This window comes from Caryophanon latum, from assembly GCF_001700325.1.
Taxonomy (GTDB): domain Bacteria; phylum Bacillota; class Bacilli; order Bacillales_A; family Planococcaceae; genus Caryophanon; species Caryophanon latum.
The window spans coordinates 50,726-68,255 of record NZ_MATO01000002.1 but is presented as its reverse complement, the minus strand read 5'-3'; the positions used below and the strand labels follow the sequence as shown (position 1 = coordinate 68,255).

12 protein-coding genes are annotated in these 17,530 nt (G+C 40.7%); 11 read left to right on the top strand and 1 reads right to left on the bottom strand.

Going from position 1 to position 17,530, the window contains the following annotated elements; genetic code table 11:
* Positions 1-376: 376 nt before the first annotated feature.
* The 6 genes from A6K76_RS00895 to A6K76_RS00870 all read left to right on the top strand — a co-directional run bounded on the left by A6K76_RS00895 (position 377) and on the right by A6K76_RS00870 (position 9,595).
* The gene (locus A6K76_RS00895; protein WP_066461191.1) at positions 377-2,359 is read left to right on the top strand and encodes a methyl-accepting chemotaxis protein; all 1,983 of its coding nucleotides are present in this window, start codon (positions 377-379) and stop codon (positions 2,357-2,359) included.
* Between the two features lie 334 nt (positions 2,360-2,693).
* Positions 2,694-4,394 carry a M3 family oligoendopeptidase gene (locus tag A6K76_RS00890; RefSeq protein ID WP_066461189.1) on the top strand — a complete coding sequence of 567 codons (1,701 nt, stop codon included), beginning with the start codon at positions 2,694-2,696 and terminating at the stop codon, positions 4,392-4,394.
* 544 nt (positions 4,395-4,938) lie between these two features.
* Positions 4,939-6,018 carry an AI-2E family transporter gene (locus A6K76_RS00885; RefSeq protein WP_066461187.1) on the top strand — a complete coding sequence of 360 codons (1,080 nt, stop codon included), beginning with the start codon at positions 4,939-4,941 and terminating at the stop codon, positions 6,016-6,018.
* Positions 6,019-6,350: 332 nt separating this feature from the next.
* Entirely contained in the window at positions 6,351-7,514 is a 1,164-nt protein-coding gene (locus A6K76_RS00880; RefSeq protein WP_066461186.1) for a class I SAM-dependent methyltransferase, read from the top strand.
* Between the two features lie 419 nt (positions 7,515-7,933).
* Complete coding sequence (locus tag A6K76_RS00875) at positions 7,934-8,554, top strand: DUF47 domain-containing protein (RefSeq protein ID WP_066461185.1); 621 nt, start codon at positions 7,934-7,936, stop codon at positions 8,552-8,554.
* A 24-nt stretch (positions 8,555-8,578) separates the two neighbouring features.
* Positions 8,579-9,595, top strand: coding sequence for an inorganic phosphate transporter (locus tag A6K76_RS00870; protein WP_066461184.1), 1,017 nt, complete (start codon positions 8,579-8,581; stop codon positions 9,593-9,595).
* A 323-nt stretch (positions 9,596-9,918) separates the two neighbouring features.
* Here the strand turns inward: A6K76_RS00870 and A6K76_RS00865 are convergent, their stop codons facing one another.
* Positions 9,919-10,383: a hypothetical protein gene (locus tag A6K76_RS00865; protein WP_066461183.1), complete on the bottom strand. Its 465-nt coding sequence runs from the start codon at positions 10,381-10,383 to the stop codon at positions 9,919-9,921.
* Positions 10,384-11,534: 1,151 nt separating this feature from the next.
* Here A6K76_RS00865 and hflX point away from each other — a divergent pair.
* The 5 genes from hflX (at position 11,535) to A6K76_RS00840 (ending at position 17,398) form a co-directional block, all read left to right on the top strand.
* Entirely contained in the window at positions 11,535-12,824 is a 1,290-nt protein-coding gene (gene hflX / locus A6K76_RS00860) for a GTPase HflX (protein ID WP_066461182.1), read from the top strand.
* A gap of 142 nt (positions 12,825-12,966) precedes the next feature.
* Positions 12,967-14,073: an o-succinylbenzoate synthase gene (gene menC / locus A6K76_RS00855; protein WP_066461181.1), complete on the top strand. Its 1,107-nt coding sequence runs from the start codon at positions 12,967-12,969 to the stop codon at positions 14,071-14,073.
* Between the two features lie 646 nt (positions 14,074-14,719).
* A complete protein-coding gene (locus tag A6K76_RS00850) occupies positions 14,720-15,673 on the top strand; it encodes an ABC transporter permease (RefSeq protein ID WP_066461180.1) in 954 nt (317 codons plus the stop codon).
* The gene (locus tag A6K76_RS00845; RefSeq protein ID WP_066461178.1) at positions 15,663-16,634 is read left to right on the top strand and encodes an iron chelate uptake ABC transporter family permease subunit; all 972 of its coding nucleotides are present in this window, start codon (positions 15,663-15,665) and stop codon (positions 16,632-16,634) included. The genes A6K76_RS00850 and A6K76_RS00845 overlap by 11 nt, the downstream gene beginning before the upstream one ends.
* Positions 16,631-17,398 carry an iron ABC transporter ATP-binding protein gene (locus A6K76_RS00840; protein WP_066461176.1) on the top strand — a complete coding sequence of 256 codons (768 nt, stop codon included), beginning with the start codon at positions 16,631-16,633 and terminating at the stop codon, positions 17,396-17,398. Before A6K76_RS00845 ends, A6K76_RS00840 begins: the two co-directional genes overlap by 4 nt.
* Positions 17,399-17,530 lie beyond the last annotated feature (132 nt).

The window sequence follows — 17,530 nt, the reverse complement described above, 5'->3', positions numbered from 1 at the left end:
ACTTTCTACGGGTGTGGTGCGAGCTTTTCATGTCACGCTCATGCATCTGCGGTTACTCGTTACAAAAATAATTTTCGTTATTCCCGCTGAAGTACACCTCTTGTTTCGAGCCTAGTTCGCATTGTAAATTTCAATCACCTTTTATATAGATGAAAGGACATATTATTTTTGTGAAATAAGTGTCATTTTTATGAAGTATAATGAAAAAAGTTACCATATAAATAGAAAAGGTGTCGATATACTTTACAAAAATAGTATAAAATTAGTTAAAAAGAATTAATATGTTTTTGAGTTTATATTAGAAAAAGCTCTTTTAATGTACATCTCTCTTCTTTGAAAAGGTGCGGCTCAACATAACATACAGGAGGCATTTCGAATGAAAAAGATCGGTATAAAGTTGACATTGGCAATTATGTCACTAATAATCGTTGTCTGCGGTGCACTGGCAACATCAAGCTATTTATTGAGTGCCAAAGCATTGACGTTACAGGTAGAAGAAAATTTACAGTCTAAAGCTACGGATGTGTCGTTGTATATTGAAGAAGTGTTTAATCGAATGTTCGTTGAAATACAATCAATTTCGAAACAGCCAGTTATCGAAAATTTATCGTATGCTAATTTGCAACCGACATTTGACGAATTGGATGAACAATTATCAGCGTATCCAGATTATTTAGCATTTGCAATTGTAGATGAAAAAGGAATTGCGCATTATACAGATGGTTCGACAAGCGATTTAGCAGATCGAGATTATATACAGGCAGCTTTTGAGGGGAAAACAGTATTATCGGATATTGTAATTAGTCGTGTGACAGGTGAGCCAGTATTAATGCTTGCGACACCGATCGAAACAGCGTCAAAAGAAACAGCATTATTGCTTGCACGTGTAGATGGCTATATTTTATCAGACGTAGTAGATACGATTGAAATTGGCGAAACAGGCTATGCGTTCATTATTAATAATGAAGGAGTTATGCAAGGGCATATAAATCGTGAATATGTTAAAGAACAAATGAATTATATTGAAGAGGACAATACAGTTAGTGAAGCAATTCAAAATATGATTGATCACACATCTGGCTATTCGAAATATGAGGATGTAGAAGGCGATATACGTTTAGCAGGTTTTTATACGTTAAACAACAATTGGACGATGGCAGTAACAGCAACGGAATCGGAAATGTTGAAAAGCTTAAATACGGTGAAAATTAATTTAATGGTGTTTAGTTTATTATTTTTAATTATCGGTGGCGTCATTGCGTATTTAATTGGACGTTCATTAAGCAAGCCGATCACGGAGCTTGTACATGTGAGTGAAGCGGTAGGAAACGGTGACTTTACACAGCAAGTACCGACGCGTTATATTAATCGACAAGATGAGCTAGGCGTATTAGCGAACAGCTTAACGACGATGATTCATAATATGCGTAATATGATTTCGACTGTAAATGACCAAGCTGTAAATGTATCTCAAACGGCGGTTAATTTATTTGCGACAGTACAAGAAGTAACGGATGGTGCAACGCGTATTTCTTCGTCAATGGATGAAACGACGGAAACGACAAAGGTGCAGGCGATGATGGTCGACGAAAGTGCACATGCAATTGAGCAAATGGCAACAGGTATTCAGCAAGTGGCGGAAACATCAACATTTGTAACAGCACATACAGCACAAATTGAGCAGCAAATTATTGACGGTCAGCAAGCTGTTCATTCATCGATTACACAAATGGCAAACATTCAAGAAGGAACAGCAAGCGAGCTAACGATGATTGCACATTTAGAGCGTGAATCAGCTGAAATCGGTGAAATTTCACGTATGATTACGGAAATTTCAGACCAAACGAATTTACTGGCACTAAATGCATCGATTGAGGCAGCGCGTGCTGGTGAGGCAGGAAAAGGTTTCTCTGTCGTAGCGGATGAAGTGCGTAAATTATCAGAGCAAACAGCAAGCTCTGCAACGAGAATCGATGGGCTCATTAAAAACATGCAGCGCTATACGCAAGATGTAGCAGAAGCGGCGAAGCAAAGTGAAAATAATGTTGAAGTCGGCATCGAAAAGATTCAGCTCATTGACCATAACTTTAAAGAAATTATCGTAGCGGTCGCTGAAATTACGCAGGAGCTAGAGCTATTAAGTGGCTCAGCACAGCAAATGAGCGCTAACACTGAAGAAGTAACAGCGGCAATGGAGGAAGTATCAAGCAGCGCTATTTCGACGAATAACAATGTTGTTAACGTACAAGAAATTTCGTGTGAGCAGCACGGTGCAGCAAAGAAAATGAGTGAAGAAACGAAACATTTAGCAGCAATGGCAGAAAAGCTACAGCAAGCAGTGAAGCAATTTAAGCTATAACGATATAAACCAAACCTATGCGAAACGATCTTTGTTCGCATAGGTTTTTTGTGCATGTGGCGTTACAAACAGCAAGCTTTTGTTTGCAATATATTTAGCTTTACGAAATAATAAGTGTATAAAAATAAGGATCTTAAGCAAAATATATTGTTAACGGTTGTTTCATTACAGCTTTTCACAGAGACGCGACGAATGTAGCTCTTGTTTCGCTAGTGCTTCTTATGTTATTGGAGGCAATAACATTTAGAAGTTGCAGCCGTAATGAAAGAACATATGTGTACATTTTGCAAGCACCGATTTTGGAATAGAACCGAAAACAAAGGGAGGCTTTTCGATGCAACAAACATTTGAAAACTATGAATATGTACGCCCATATATTGACGTGATGGCGACAAAGGCACGCGAACAATTAGCGCAATTTGAAGCGGCTACGACAGTCGAGCAGCAAATCGCGATTATCGAGCAACTAAACGATATGATGGCGGAGTTTAGCACGCAATCAAACATCGTCTACATTCGTGCTTCAATCGATACGAATGATACGTTTTATCAAGCGGAGCGCGACTTTATTGACGAGGTTGGCCCACGCGTTGAAGACATTACGACGGAGTATTACAAGGCGTTAGTCGCATCACCGTTTCGCGCACAGTTAGAGGAACACTTTGGCAAACAGCTATTTGACTTAGCGGATTATCAAATTAAAGCGTTCTCGCCAGAAATTATCGAGCTACTTATGAAGGAAAATAAATTATCATCTGATTACAGCAAGCTTGTCGCATCAGCACAAATTGATTATAAAGGCGAAACGTACACGCTTGCACAAATGGGCGCGTTCGCAGAATCAACAGATCGTGCTGTACGCGAGGAAGTTATGCAGCTACGCACGGCATTTTTTGAGCAGCATGAGGCAGAGTTTGATCGCCTATATGATGAACTCGTAAAAGTGCGTCATGAAATTGCGACGACGCTTGGCTACAAAAATTTCGTAGAGCTTGGCTACATTCGCATGAACCGAGTTGATTACGATGCAAATATGGTGAAGAAATTCCGCGATCAAGTGCGTCATTTCATCGTGCCCATTTCGCAAAAGTTATACGCACGACAAGCAAAGCGCATCGGTGTGGAGACGTTAAAGTTTTATGATGAGGCGCTTTCATTTACGACAGGTAATGCGACACCACAAGGCGATGCAGCATGGATTGTTGAAAATGGTCGCAAAATGTATAAAGAAATGTCACCAGAAACGCATGAGTTTTTTGAATTTATGATTGAGCGCAATTTAATGGACTTAGAGGCGAAAAAAGGGAAGGAAGGCGGCGGATATTGCACGTTTATTGACAAGTACAAATCTCCTTACATTTTTTCAAACTTTAACGGTACATCAGGTGACATTGACGTATTAACGCACGAGGCAGGGCATGCATTTCAAGTGTACCGCAGTCGAGATTTAGGTATTCCAGAATATTTATGGCCGACGTATGAGTCATGTGAAATCCACTCAATGAGCATGGAGTTTTTAGCGTGGCCGTGGATGGAGCTATTTTTCGGCGAGCAAGTCGAGAAATATAAGTTTTCACATTTAGCGGGCGCATTGCAGTTTTTACCATATGGCGTAGCAGTCGATGAATTCCAACACGTCGTATACGAAAATCCAAACATGACGCCACAGGAACGTAAACAAGCGTGGCGCGACATTGAAAAAACGTATTTACCACAGCGCGACTTTGATGGGCTTACGTACTTAGAAAACGGCGGATTTTGGCATCGACAAGGGCACATTTTCAACAGCCCGTTTTATTACATTGATTACACGCTCGCGCAAATTTGTGCATTCCAATTTTGGAAACGTTCGCGTGAAGATTTCGACGGCGCGTGGAAAGATTACTTACATTTATGTGATTTAGGCGGTTCGAAATCATTTACGCAACTTGTGAAAGAAGCAGGCTTAATTTCACCATTTGAAGAAGGCTGCGTCGAATCGGTTATTGGTACGATTGAAGGCTACTTAAATAGCGTCGATGATCGAGCGCTGTAACGATATTTAATGAACAACATAGTCAGGACTGTTGATTGACCTTTTTTATACGATGAAATCCATTGTTTTTAGCAATAAAATGGGTTCATCACCGTAAGCTGGGGTTGACGTATAAAAGTTGCTAAGCGCGAGCCTCAAGACCCCGCAGTCGTGAGGCACGAACGACGAGGAGGCTTGAGCCGCGCCCGCGGAAAGCCTGCCTCGACGTGAAAAGCAACCCCAAGTTATGGTGAAGAGCTATAAAATGGAAATAATGCTGCATATTAGTGGCAGTGCGCGTGCGCCGAGCCCCAAGAAAGCGATGTCGCAATACGCGCCCTGCCAATTAAATTACTAATCAACACCCTTGCAACATAGTAGAACGGCACGAGCGATAATACGTGTCGAACTTAAACTGAACAGCTGTGCTAAATGTCGAAATGGACAATTAGCACAGTTTTTTTGCGAAATAAAAGGTTACGAAATGAAACTTAAAGGGTAGTTTTTTAGTACAGTATAAGAAGGTATGTCATTTACCGACAAAAGAGAGAAAGGGTGTGTACACATGACAAATAAAGCTTGGTTTCAATGGGGGGTCGGCATTTTACTAGCACTGCTTATTATTAAGTTCTTTTTAGAAGTTCATTGGCTACTGAATCCATTGTTAGCCATTTTAAAAGCAGTCGCTGTGCCGTTATTAATCGGTGGTGTACTGTTTTACATTACATTGCCAGTACAAACATTTTTAGAAACGCGTGGCATTCCGCGTTGGGGCAGTATCGTCATCATTTTAATTTTACTAACAGGGTTATTCACTTCGTTCGTCTGGGTTGTAGGGGAGCCAGTTACAGAGCAGGTGAACAATTTAGTGCAGGCGACACCGTCGATTGCGTACGAAATTCAACGTGCAGTCGATTATGTCATTGCGAATAAAGCGGATTTCCCACCGCAGCTAGAGGACGCCATTGATTCGATTTCAAACTCGATTCAAGACTACGCGATTGCGTTAAGTACGTGGCTAGTGAGTACGGTAACATCTGTCGTGACGGCAACACTTGCGATCATTATCGTACCGTTCTTCTTCGTCTTCATGTTAAAAGATCATGAGAAGCTTGCACCGTTTATTTATCAATTTTTCGCCGGTGAGCGTCGAGATTGGGTAAAACGTACGTTAGAGGATATTAACGAAACGATTCGAAGCTACGTGCAAGGACAAATTTTAGTAAGTTTCATTTTAGCGATTATTATTTTAGCGGGCTATTCATTAATCGGCTTAGAATATACGCTCATTCTTGTTATTTTAAGCTTCTTCATGAATATGATTCCGTTTATCGGACCGTGGCTATCGTTTATTCCAGCAGTCATCGTTGGCCTTATTCAAGATCCGTCGCTCGTTATTTGGGTAGCGGTCATTAACTTATTGGCACAGCAGCTAGAAAGTAATGTCATCACACCGAACGTTATGGGGAAATCACTCGAGCTACACCCTTTAACCGTCATTACTGTTATTTTAGCAGCGGGCAATTTAGGTGGATTTTTGGCAATCATTTTAGCAGTGCCAGCATACGCGGTTATTAAAGTAGTTGTGAGCAACTTATATGAAGAACGTAAACTCATTCAAAAAACGGCATCGAAAAAAGTGTAACAAATTGAGCGCGCTACAGTTTTGTAGCGTGCTTTTTCATCAGATTTGCGGCAAAAGCCCTCCTTTCCTCAAAATGCTTCCATGTTGAGGAAAGGAGAAATTGCTGCGATCTCAATTCTAATGATGGCTTTGTTTTCTCCTCGAAATATCCTATAATAATGGTTCTATTCCAAAAACGGTGTTCGCACGATGTAGGCGATGACTTTTGTTGGAACAGCGAAAATTTGTTGCCTCGAGTAACGGCAGAGGCACCTGAGCTGAAACTCGCGACTTTAGTTGTAGGAAGTTCATGAATACACACTCGAAATATTTAAAAAAAGGACGACGATCATATGGAATTTATACAAATGAAAGAGGCTGTACTCGAACGCTTGCATGCCAAAACGTTAGTAAGTGCTACAATTAGCCAGCCACGCTTAAAATCAAACGACATTAAACGTGTGAAGCTCAAGCCAATCGAATTAAAGGGCATGTACCACATTCAATTAGAATACCAGTACGAGCGCATTTTAAAGCACGAAAATGTATTGCTTGAAAACGTTGCTGAAAAGCTCGACGTACTGTTCGACGACTTCCGCCAATTCCAAGGCGATTTTATCGATGAACAAATTCACATTCAGCTATCGAAAAAAAACAAAGTGCTCTTTAAAACGACGAAACAGCAACAAGCGAAGCAAGTGAACTTATCGCACAATCGTAAAAAAAATTACTTGCTAGACGATGCAACGCCTTACCCTTTTTTAATTCGCCTCGGCGTGCAAACGGAAGATGGCAAAGTGAAAAAGCAAAAGTACGATAAGTTTAAGCAAATTAACCGCTTCGTTGAATTCATTGACGATGCGCTAGAGCATTTGCCGAAAGACCGCACGATTCGTATTTTAGACTTCGGTTCAGGCAAATCGTATTTAACGTTTGCACTTTACCATTATTTAAAGATTGAGAAAGGGCTCGATTTACGTGTAACGGGGCTTGATTTAAAGAAGGAAGTTATCGAGGAATGCAATGAAATCGCCAAAGACTTAGGCTACGATCAGCTTGAATTTTTAGTTGGGGATATTAACGATTATAACGACGAAGCGTCTGTTGATATGGTCGTGACGTTGCATGCTTGTGACGTCGCAACAGATATGGCGCTTGCTCGTGCCGTGAAATGGGGAGCGCGCGTTATTTTAAGCGTACCGTGCTGCCAACATGAGCTAAACCGTCAGCTTCAAGCACCTGCACTTGATGTAATGCTGCAGCACGGACTGATTCGTGAGCGTTTTGCCGCACTTGCAACCGATTCAATTCGCGCACAAATTTTATCGCTCGTCGGCTATGAGGCACAGCTGCTGGAGTTTATTGACATCGAAAATACACCGAAAAACATTTTAATTCGAGCGTATTTCACAGGCAAAGAAGCATCGAATGATGTGCGTACGCAATATGAGCAATTTGTGCAATTTTTAGGTGCGAAGCCGTTTTTACATAACGAGCTGCGCGAACAATTAGATTAATAACGAAAATAAACGAAGCGACGTGCACGAAAACGTCGCTTTATTTTACGTCCAGCCTTCAACATATCCTGTCATTCTTCTTTACATTACATTAACAATTTGTTTGACGAATGTGACATGTATGTTATTGACAAAACTTTCTTACATTCTAAAAATGCGCTCGTTCATGCATGGAATCGTTAAAAAACAACAATTTTCCATTCGAATAAGGACAAATTTCATAGATTGAGATCGCGCTGTGCTGCAAAACTAACTTTTTTTTGAACGTTGTAATGTTACAGCAATGTAAATTTTGATAGTTCCAAGTTAATTTTTATGTAGTTTTACACAAACGTTTGCTATGATAAGTAAGGTTTCACTAACAGAAATTCATGTTATAAACAATTTATTTTATATATTCTAGGAGGCACTAGACCACAATGTTTAGTTCAAAAAAACCAGATCCATTTTTCTCAGCACTTTTAAAAATTGCACAAAACGTACAAGAATCAATGCACTTCGCTAATGATTGCCGCATCGACAGCCCAGCATCATTAAAAGAAATTAGCATTAAAATGAAGTCGTATGAAACAGCTGGTGACAAACTAATTCATGAGTTAATCGTTGAATTAAACAAAGCGTTTTTAACACCAATCGAGCGTGAAGATATTTTAGCGTTAGCGATTCGTTTAGATGATATTTTAGATGGCATCGAAAACACAATTGCTCACTTTGAAATGTATTCATTCACAGAAGTAAATGAGCAAATGCGTCAATTTTTAAAATACATCACATTATCAGCAGACGAAGCAGTAAAAGCAATGGAATCATTAAACCGTAAAGATTTAGTTGGTATGCGTCAACACGCTATTTTAATTAAAGATTACGAGCGCGAGTGTGATGAAATTTTCCGTTCTTCGATTAAACAATTATTCTTAACTGAAAAAGATCCAATTCGTTTAATTATTTTCAAAGACATTTACGAGCAATTTGAAGAAATCGCAGACTTCTGTCAAAACGTAGCAAACACAATTGAATCTATCATTATGCGTAACGCGTAATAACGAAGGACGAGGAAAAAATTTATGGATATGCTATTGATTATTACCATTTTAGTCGTAATTTTCGCTTTAGGTTTCGACTTTATTAATGGTTTCCATGACACGGCCAACGCCATTGCAACATCGGTTTCGACGCGTGCGTTAAAACCACGCGTTGCAGTTATGATGGCGGCAGTTATGAACTTTGTCGGGGCAATCACATTCGTAGGTGTTGCAAAAGCAATTGCTAGCGATATCGTTGACCCATTTTCTTTAAACGGTTTTGAAGGTGACACAACGGGCTCTATCGTAATTTTAGCGGCGCTTTGTTCTGCCATCACTTGGAACTTATTAACGTGGTACTACGGAATTCCATCAAGTTCTTCACATACGTTAATCGGCTCAATCGCTGGGGCGGCAATCGCATCTGCTGGATTTGGTATTTTAAACTACGAAGGATTTTTAAAAATTCTTCAAGCGTTAATTTTCTCACCAATTATCGCTTTAGTAATCGGTTTCTCCATGATGAAACTATTCAAGTTCCTATTTAAAAATTTCAGTCTTTATTCAACAAACAAAGGCTTCCGCTTAGTACAAATTGCGACAGCAGCTATTCAATCGTTCACGCACGGTACGAACGACGCGCAAAAAGCAATGGGTATTATTACGATGGCATTAATCGCTGCAAACATGCAGTCTGGTGACGAAGTACAAGATTGGGTACGTGTTGCCTGTGCATTAGCGATGGGTCTTGGTACAGCTGTTGGTGGTTACAAAATCATTAAAACAGTTGGCGGTAAAATTATGAAAATTCGTCCAGTAAACGGTGTAGCAGCGGATCTTTCATCTGCTTCAATCATTTTCGGTGCGACATTAATTCACTTGCCAGTATCAACAACACACGTAATTTCTTCTGCAATTATGGGTGTTGGTGCAGCACAGCGCGTTAAAGGTGTAAACTGGGCGATTGCACGTAAAATCGTGTTAACTTGGTTCATCACAATGCCGATTTCAGCTGTTATGGCCGGTGTATTCTTCTTACTTTTAAATCTGATTTTCTAATACAAAATGCCACAAGGAATTATACATTTCCTTGTGGCATTTTTATTTACCAATGTGTCATAGCTTATCAGGTCTGTTGATTAGCCACTTTCATACAGCTGAATTCGTTGTTTTCAGCAGCAAAACTGAAATGAATGCAGCATGATAGTGGCATGGAGCAAGCGGCGAGACTCCTTGGGGAAAAGCTCGTGCCTCATGACCAACATCGTGTTCGCCGCCGAGCCCCAAGACTTTTGCGACGAGTAACCGCAGATGCACACGCGAGCCGCCATACGCGAAATGCCAGTTTAATGGCTAATCAACACGCTTGATAGCTTATTTGTTTATTTTTTTAAACGGAAGCCTTCTTCAAGTAAGTATGCTTTTGCTGTTTCGTATGTGCCAAAAAGCTCCTCAACGTTATCACCATGGTACACACCGTAGTCTGGATTATCATGGCGCAGCGTTAGCTCATCGCCGTGACGGTTTGTCCACGTTTCTTCAAGCTGTGGTTCTGGCTCCTCTTCCTCTGTTAAATACGTGATCGCCGCTTCTAGCACATCGCGTAGCTCACCTTCTGAAAAGTCACGAATATTTACTAAATGACGCGTGTCTGCTAGCTCTTTATATTGTGGTAAGTCACCAACGAATACGTAACCGTTGCCGTTTGGATGTAATTTTTCAACGACTAATGTTTTTTCATAAAGACTTGTTTTTAAGTGATAATTAACGCGCTTTAACGAAATGTCTTTTCGCTCTAGCTCGTCAAATGATTCAATAATTTGTTGTTTTTGTTCAAATGTTAGCATGTATATGCTCCTTTTCTTTTGCTTTTTTCTACGTTCTGTCTAAAAATTATTTTATCAACCGACCTACTCTTGAATCAACTAACTATACGAAGAAGCTCATAAAACTACTCATTCGTTTACAGCGTTCATTTGTGCGGAATTATAAAGTTTTTAGACACGTCCTAGTGTAAGGCTACTTAGGTCAGCCCCTACTTTAACATTTTCTGAAACGATTCCGGCTCTTCACCATAACTTGGGGTTGCTTTTCACGTCGAGGCAGGCTTTCCGCGGGCGCGGAGGCGAACACGATGTTTGTCATGAAGGTGATGACTCGTGTAGTGGCGTTTATCACCTTCCTCAAGCCTCCTCGTCGTTCGTGCCTCACGACTGCGGGGTCTTGAGGCTCGCGCTTTTCCCGCTGGAGTCCGCCTCTCGTTTCAAGCAACTTTTATACGTCAACCCCAGCTTACGGTGATGAACCACGATTCCCCTACTTCAAAAAACTTGAACTGAACTTTTGTTTTTAAGTGGGGAGGAATTTCAGTCGGCATAAGCCGAAGTTCTTGTAAAAGTCCAATTATTATTATGATGCAATTTTTCTAAAGAAGAAAGATTAAGTTTTTTGTGACTTTTTCCAATTTGAAATCTATGCGTAATCGATTGTTCGATTAACAATTCCTTCAAACGTTCTTCTATCTCTTTATATAAAATCAAGCGTGTTGATGAGCCATTCCATCGGCAGTTCGCGTATGGCGGCTCGCTTTGCCTCTGCGGTTACTCGAGGTAGATCAATTCCTCGGGCTCGGCGGCGAACACGATGTTTGTCATGAAGGTGAGTATCATTTATGACCTTCCTCAAGCCTCCTCGTCGGACTGCGGTGTCTCAAAGCTCGCGCTAGTCCGCCTCTCGTTTCAAGCAACCTTTATGTGTCAAACTTAGCTTACGGCGATGAACGTAAATTATGTCTTTCCAAATTTTTTTGCTTTACCTCTTGGAATTTTTTTTTAATTCATCTCGAAGTCGCGGCCTACATTTCAGAACCTTTAGCAAGCATCGATTTTGGAATGGAACGTTAAGTGTAACATAAAACCGTGTAGCGATTGTGCAATCATGTAGGAACGTATGTGCATGTGTTATAATTTAATAATTAATCACGTACGTGGAGGTATTTATGCAAACATTAAAAGACATTGAAAAACGCATTGAACGCGCAGTGCTCGTAGGCGTCAATTTACGCAACGCAGAGCATTTTGACTATTCGATGGAGGAGCTAGCGGATTTAGCGGGTGCAATCGAGGTAGAAATTGCAGGCGTCATTACACAAAACTTAGAGCGTGTTACAGCGTCACATTATGTCGGCACAGGTAAAATTGATGAAGTAAAGGCGCTATATGACGAAACAGGCGCAAACTTAGTTATTTTCAATGACGAATTATCACCTTCGCAAATTCGTAACTTAGAGCGCGATTTAGATTGTAAAGTAATCGACCGTACGATGCTTATATTAGATATTTTCGGTCGTCGTGCAAAAACGAAAGAAGCGCAAATGCAAGTCGAGCTAGCGCAATTACAATACATGCTACCGCGCTTAGTCGGGCTCCACGCATCGCTTTCTCGTCAAGGTGGTAGCGCAGGAGGAAGCTTTAGTAACCGCGGTGCAGGGGAAACGAAGCTGGAACTAGACCGCCGTAAAATTGAGGATCAAATTGCGAAGCTGCGTCGCGACTTAGAGGACGTGAAAGAGCAGCGAGAAACACAGCGTAAGCAGCGTAAAAAAAATGAAATTCCAGTCGTGTCGATCGTTGGCTATACGAATGCAGGGAAATCGACAATTATGAACGAAATGTTGCGCAAAATCGGACAAGCAGATGATAAGCAAGTGTTTGAAAAAGATATGCTATTTGCCACGTTAGAGACGAGTGTACGTCAAATCGAATTGGAAGATAATAAGCGCTTTTTATTAACAGATACGGTTGGCTTCGTCAGCAAATTACCTCACCATTTAGTGAAAGCTTTCCGCTCGACATTAGAAGAGGCACGTGATGCGGATTTACTGCTGCACGTAGTTGATGTATCGAATGAGGAATATCGTTTCATGATGCAAGTAACGGAAGAAACGTTAAAGGCAATAGGTGTTGAAGGTGTACCGACGATTTACGTATACAATAAATCGGATAAAGCGAATTTAGAGTACCCGGTTATAAGCGGCGATAACATTTGGATGTCGGCAAAGGAAACGGCAGGGCTAGATGAGCTAATTGACATGATTCGCAAAGAAATTTTCTCTAATTACGTAACGTGCGACATGCTCATTCCGTATGACCGTGGCGACATCGTTTCATATTTGAATATGCATGCATCGATTCACTCGACGTCGTATGAAGAAAATGGCACGCTGCTGAACGTTGAAGTAACAGATGCTGATTACAATAAATATAAACAATATGTCATCGGTGAATAATGAACAAAGACGATGTTAAATAATTGATACAATGCTTGTGCGTAGCGCGTCTACGTACGAGCATTTTTTCAATAGTAAAGAGCAAAATCGAAAAAATATAATATAGTAGAAACTATACATAACAGAAAAGGAGCGCTTCAATATGTTCATTCAACAAGTGATCGTACGACACGTAGCGATGATGTTAAAAACACCATTTAAAAGCGGCGTCGATACGATTTCCAAAAAAGTATTTTTAGTCGTCGAAGTACATAATGATGACGGCACGATTGGCTACGGCGAAGGGCTAGCATTTGAGCGCCCGTATTACACCGAGGAAACAGTCGAAACGATGACGCACATATTAGAAACGGTATTGATTCCTGCCGTGCTGCATAAAACGATCGACCATCCATCATATGTGCACAATTTGTTTCAACCAGTGCGACGTAACTACATGGCAAAGGCGGCAATCGAAACGGCAGTGTGGGATTTATATGCCCAGCTACAAAAGAAGCCGCTCGCTCAACTAATCGGTGGCACGCAGTCTGCAGTTGAAGTTGGCGTCGCAATTGGACTGCAGCCGTCTGAGGAACAGCTCGTAGCACGCATTCAGAGAGCGCTCGATGAAGGGTATCGCCGCATTAAAGTGAAAATTACACCGCAGCACGACGTCGAATTGTTGGAGACGATTCGACGTCATTTCCCAGACATTTCGCTCATGGCAGATGCGAACAGTGCGTATACGCTTGACGATATCGAGCAGCTAAAAGCACTCGATGCATTCAACCTTCTCATGATTGAACAACCACTTGCACACGATGACGTTGTCGACCATGCAGCGTTGCAACGACATATTCAAACGCCGATTTGTTTAGACGAAAGCATTTGCTCGCTCGATGATATGAAGCGTGCCGTGAAGCTAGGCAGCTGTCAAATCGTCAACATTAAGCTTGCGCGCGTCGGAGGTTTTACGGAGGCAATACGCATTCACGATTATTGTGAGCAACATGGCATCGGCGTATGGTGCGGCGGTATGCTTGAAGCAGGCATTGGGCGAAGCCATGCACTCGCACTCGCAAGCTTACCGAACTTCATATACGCCGCTGATATTGCAAGTGCAGATCGTTACTGGGAGCGCGACATCGTAACACCGATCATTGCTTCACAAGACGCGCATATTAACGTACCGACAAGTGCTGGGCGAGGCTTTCATATTGATGAAGCATACTTAGAGCAAGTGACGATAGCGAAGCGATGCATTATGTAACTAAAATAAGAGGCGGACTCTAGCGGGAAAAGGGAAAATTCTTTTTGCCTCGAGTAATCGCAGACGCATGAGCGTGAGACTACAGACGCTGGCGGAAACCGTGCCTTGACGTGAAGAGCTGACTAGCAATCGTTGGTTATATAGCAGCATATGAGTGAGAATCCATTCATATGCTTTTTTATAATAATTTTTCAGGTCTGTTGATTAGCTACTTGTATACAGCTGAATCGGTTGTTTTCAGCAGCAAAAATGAGATGAAGGCAGTATTGTAGTGGCATGGAGCGTGCGGCGAGACTCCTTGGGGAACAGCTCGTGCCTCAAGACGCGAACTGCCAGTTAAATGGCTAATCAACACACTTGGCTTTTTTATAATAATTTTTACTGACGAACTTGTCACTTTATAATAATTATTGAATATTTTGAATATGAAATTTTTTTATACAGTATTTTACTATCGTTAAAACTGTAACGTGTTCGTTTTATTATGTTTTAAACGTTTAATTAGTCTTTAAGTGAGTATTTCACTTATTCTCAATTAGTAGCAAAGGTTGAATAACAAATAAAAAAGGGTATATAATGGGCTTTACATACAATGATAATCATTTTCATTGTGAAAATAAAAAATAGAATAAATGAGGTTTAGGAAATGAGACTATGGATGCTAGTTGTAGCAGCTGTCATTTTGTCATTCATTTCTCTGTTCGTAGGGGCTATTAACATTAAGCCGAGCGATTTATTAGACTGGGAGTCGCAAGAGATGCAAATTTTCTTAGCGAGCCGTCTTCCGCGTTTAATGGCAATTATTTTAGCCGGTGCAGGTATGAGTATTGCTGGTTTAATTATGCAGTCGTTAAGCCGCAATAAATTCGTATCGCCTACAACAGCAGGAACGTTAGATGCAGCAAAGCTAGGTATTGTAATTTCAATGGTGTTCTTTACACAAGTAACGTACATGCAGCAAATTTTCTTCGGATTTGCATTCGCGTTAGCAGGGACATTTATTTTCATGCATTTACTCGATCGCATTAAGTTTAAGGATGTTATTTTCGTACCGCTGATCGGGATTATGTTCGGTAATATCATTTCTTCGGTAACGACATTCTTCGCCTACGAGTCAGACCTTATGCAAAACGTAACAGCGTTCTTTATGGGAAGCTTTACACTTGTCGTATCGGGTCGTTATGAGCTGTTATACGTAGCCGTGCCAGCGATCATTATTGCATACATTTTCGCGAATAAATTTACAGTAGCAGGCATGGGTGAAGACTTTGCAAAAAACTTAGGGTTAAGCTATAAAACGGTATTAAATATCGGTTTAGTGCTAGTGGCGATTATTTCAACGACGGTCGTATTAACAGTCGGTGTTATTCCGTTTTTAGGGTTAATCGTACCGAATATCGTATCGCTTTACTTAGGAGATAATTTACGCAAAACGATTCCGCATACAGTCGCATTAGGGGTTGTGTTCCTACTTGCATGTGATATTTTCAGCCGTTTAGTTGTGCATCCGTACGAAATTCCAGTCAATACGACGGTTGCCGTAATCGGTAGTGCCATCTTCTTAGTTATGTTATTTAGGGGGAAAGCATATGCAAAGTAATGTGAAAAAAACGAACCTCATTAAAATCGCGGTATTAGTCGTACTTGCGCTTTTATCGATTGCGGGCTTCTTGTTTTACAACATTCAAGGTGGCTTTAGCTATGCATTTCCAAAGCGTGTCATTCGCGTATTAGCGATGATTGTTACAGGTATAGCGATTGCATACGCGACCGTAATGTTCCAAACAGTAACGCGTAACCGAATTTTAACACCTTCGATTATCGGGGTTGACTCGATGTATGAAGTAGTGCAAACCGTTATTTTCTTCTTCTTAGGTTCAGCGTCCATTTTCGTTGTAAGCCGTTATTTAAACTTCGGTGTGTCATTAATTGCGATGGTATTATTTGCGCTATTATTGTATCGCTTCTTATTCCGTGCAGATAAATATCCGATTTATTTACTCCTTCTTGCAGGGATGGTAATTGGAACGTTGCTCGGAAGCTTCGTAACATTTTTACAAGTTATTATCGACCCAGTCGAATATTTAAGCTTAGAAACGCGCTTATTTGCGAGCTTCAATAACGTCAATGGTGATTTATTATTATTCGCCGCGATCATTTTAGTCGTTGCATTCATTTGGGGTGCGACGATGATGAAAGATTTAGACGTCATGAGCTTAGGTCGAGACGTATCGTTAAACTTAGGTGTTAACTATGATAAGCGTGTATTGAACGTACTCGTGTTATCATCTATTTTACTCGCAACGTCAACAGCACTTGTTGGACCAATTACATTTTTAGGGTTAATTGTTGCGAACTTGTCGTATCAGTTTTTAGCGACGTACAAGCATTCTGTATTAATTCTCGGTGCGAGCTTAATTAGTATTATTGCCCTTGTCGGTGGACAGTTCCTCGTGTTACACGTATTCGATTTAAATACGACAATTAGTGTAATCATCAACTTTATCGGTGGACTGTACTTCATTTACTTATTACTGAAAGAAAGTAGGTCAGCAGGATGATCGAAATTAAAGGGATTTCTAAATTTTTTGCGAAAAAACCTGTTGTAGAAGATGTGTCTGTGACAATTGAGCCGCGTACAATTACGTCCTTCATTGGGCCAAATGGTGCGGGTAAATCAACGTTACTGTCGATGGTAAGCCGCCTGTTAGATTCAGATACAGGTGAAGTGTTACTTGATAGCAGCGACGTGAAAAAAATTAAATCCAGCGAGTTCGCAAAGCGCGTTGCCATTTTAAAGCAGGCAAACTATATTAACGTGCGCTTAACAATTCGTGAGCTTGTGTCATTTGGGCGTTACCCATATTCAAAAGGTCGTTTAACGGCAGAGGACGAAAAGAAAATCGATGAAGCAATCGAGTATATGAACTTAACGGATATGCAGTACAAATATTTAGATGAATTATCAGGCGGTCAAAAGCAGCGCGCGTTCATCTCGATGGTTATTGCACAAGATACAGAGTACATTTTACTTGATGAGCCGTTGAACAACTTAGACATGAAGCATTCTGTGCAAATTATGAAAATTTTGCGCAAGCTTGTAGATGAGCTAGGGAAGACGGTTATTATCGTATTACATGATATTAACTTCGCATCTGTTTATTCAGATCGTATCGTCGCGTTAAAAGATGGTCGCCTCGTGAAAGATGGCCCGACAAACGAAATTATTACTTCAGAATCGTTGAAGGAAGTTTATGACATGCACATTCCTGTTCAAGAGCAGGATGGTTGCCGCATTTGCGTTTACTTCAATTCACACGAATAAATAATAAAAGACGTTCTATCGAGCATTTCGACAACTTTGTGTGAATTTTTTGAAAAAACAATGTTGACAAAGTGTAAATGCTCCGATAGAATTACGAGTAGTTAATTGAAAACGATAATCACTCTCATAGAA